The sequence below is a fragment of the Streptomyces sp. AC550_RSS872 genome (genome assembly GCF_019049285.1).
GTDB lineage: Bacteria > Actinomycetota > Actinomycetes > Streptomycetales > Streptomycetaceae > Streptomyces.
This window is the reverse complement of record NZ_JAGMUL010000197.1, coordinates 1-1956: the sequence shown is the minus strand read 5'-3', so window position 1 is coordinate 1956 and position 1956 is coordinate 1. Positions and strand designations below refer to the sequence as shown.

Annotated in this window: 2 protein-coding genes; both read left to right on the top strand. The window is 67.5% G+C overall.

The genetic code is table 11. The annotated features are described in order from the left end of the window. Positions 1 to 861: extracellular solute-binding protein (locus KUM44_RS41725; RefSeq protein ID WP_254390890.1), on the top strand; the 861-nt coding region annotated here is incomplete at its 5' end. After that, on the top strand, positions 854 to 1956 hold a 1103-nt coding region (locus KUM44_RS41720; protein WP_217214981.1), incomplete at its 3' end, for an ABC transporter ATP-binding protein. The genes KUM44_RS41725 and KUM44_RS41720, both read left to right, overlap by 8 nt.

The following is a 1956-nucleotide window of genomic DNA, read 5'->3' as shown; positions in this document are numbered from 1 at the left end:
AACCTGGACGACGCTCCGCTGCTGGCGCAGATCAAGCAGGGCCGGCCGCAGTGCGACCTGATCAACAACTCGATGATGTCGCACACCAAGTACGTCGCCCAGGACGCCCTGGAGACGCTGGACCGGGACCGGCTCAAGAGCGTGAAGAGCGCGAAGATCCCGGACAACCAGATCACCGACCATGCCGTCGGCAGCAGCTTCTACGGCGCCTGTATGGCATACCGCACGGATGCTTTCGGGGGTAAGAAGCCGGAGTCGTGGGCGGACTTCTGGGACACCGGGGCGTTCCAGGGCGGCCGTTCGATGTGCAACCCGGACGGTGATCTGCCGGAGCTGGAGTTCGCGCTGCTGGCCGACGGCGTGCCGATGGACAAGCTGTACCCGCTGGATGTGGACCGTGCCTTCAAGGTGCTGACCCGGCTGCGGGGCGACATCAAGAAGTACTGGGACAGCGGCCCGCTCCCCGGTGTGCTGCTCAGCCGCCAGGAGGTCACGATGTCCACCGTGTGGGACGGCCGTATCGCCGACCTGGAGAAGCAGGGCGTCCCGGTGGAGCGGCAGCTCAATGGCATGCGGCGTCAGTTCCAGGGCTATGCCATCGCCAAGGGCGCGGCCAACGCGGATGCCGCCTACCAGCTGATGGACTTCTCGCTGCGGGCGGAGAGCCAGGCCGCCCTGGCCAAGGCCTTCCCGTCGAACCCGTCGTCCCCGCTGGCCTACGCCAAGCTCACCGAGGACGAGCGCAACGCGCTCGCCGGTGCGCCGAAGTACTACGACAAGGGTTTCGACACGGACATCGACTGGTGGCTGAAGAACGAATCGGCCGTCACCAAGCGCTGGTTGGAGTGGGCTCGTGGCTGAATTCGGTATCGCCGCACCGTCGGTGAAGGTGGCCGGCAAGCCGGCCACCGCGACCGGCAAGTCGCTGTCGGTCGTGGCCCTGCGCAAGACCTACGGGGACGTGGTCGCTGTCGACGAGGCGTCGATGGAGATCGCGGCCGGGGAGTTCGTCACCTTCCTCGGCTCCTCCGGGTCGGGCAAGACCACGACGTTGATGATGATCGCCGGTTTCTGCGAGCCGGATTCCGGCACCATCACGGTCGGGGACCGTGACGTCACCCGGCTCGCGCCGCAGAAGCGGGGCCTGGGGTTCGTCTTCCAGCAGTACCTGCTCTTCCCGCATATGACCGTGAGTGAGAACGTCGCGTTCCCGCTCACCCTGCGTGGTGTGCCGAAGGACGAGATCCGCCGCCGGGTCGGGGAGACGCTGGAGATCGCCGGTCTGTCCGGGTTCGGCGGCCGTAAGCCGCGTGAGCTGTCCGGTGGTCAGCAGCAGCGTGTGGCGTTGTGCCGGGCGCTGGTCTACCGGCCGCCGGTGATCCTCATGGACGAGCCGCTGGGCGCACTGGACAAGAAGCTGCGTGACCAGCTCCAGGTCGAGATCAAGACCATCCAGCAGGAACTCGGCCTGACTGTCATCTATGTGACGCACGATCAGGAAGAGGCGCTGGTCATGTCGGACCGTATCGCGGTCATGCGCAACGGCCTGATCGAGCAGTTCGACACCCCCCGCGAGCTGTTCGAGCGGCCCAGGACCCCGTTCGTGGCGGACTTCCTCGGCGCGGCCAACTTCCTGCCCGGCCGCATCGAGCAGCACACCGACGAGCACACCCTGGTCCGCCTGGATGCCAGCGGCACTCTGCTCAAGGCGCGTCGCCACCAGCTGCCCTCCGGCAGTCAGGTGAAGGTTGCTGTGCAGCCGGGTCGGCTGCGGGCCTGTGCCACCGATGACGGGTTCTGTACCGGCACGGTGGAGACCGCCACCTACGTCGGCACTTTGGTCCGCGCGGGTGTGCGGATCGACGGTGGTGACGGGCCGCTGCTGCGCCTGGAGGTCCCGGCCGGCCGCGGCCCGGTCGCCGGCGAGCGAATCGGCGTCAGCGCCGATCCCGAGGA